The 408-nt window shown below is 42.6% G+C and carries 1 protein-coding gene; it reads right to left on the reverse strand.

From position 1 onward, the window contains the following. Positions 1–353, reverse strand: a 353-nt coding sequence (locus RM446_RS24715; RefSeq protein WP_311547846.1) for a hypothetical protein, incomplete at its 3' end; no start/stop codon positions are given. Positions 354–408: the final 55 nt, after the last annotated feature.

The following is a 408-nucleotide window of genomic DNA, read 5'->3' on the forward strand; positions in this document are numbered from 1 at the left end:
GGATAGGGTGCTAACTGGATCGGACTTGTTTTTGTTGCGATTAGTCTTAAACCGTTTTCGCCAGTGATAGCCGTATTAAGACTGTTCACGAGAGCATGGACTACATGATGCTCCTCTTCTTCATGCCATACAGAGATATTAACATCAAAACCTATAGCCCCTCTAAAGCGATTTTTGAGGTGTGAGAATGTTCCTGTTGTATCCATTGTGTGAGATAAAGTCTGTTGCGGTGGATTTGGCTGGAAGAACCGGATCGATGCTTGGATAGCTGCATGAATATATGATTGAAATCTAGATCCACCTTTCCGATCATGAACAGTGGAATCCCTCATATCTTTCTCTATCTGATTCATCTTCTTAGTAGTTACGGGACTAACGGCAATAGATAGGAATGCCCCCGGTTTCAAG

This window comes from Streptomonospora wellingtoniae, from assembly GCF_031845375.1.
GTDB classification, from domain to species: domain Bacteria; phylum Actinomycetota; class Actinomycetes; order Streptosporangiales; family Streptosporangiaceae; genus Streptomonospora; species Streptomonospora wellingtoniae.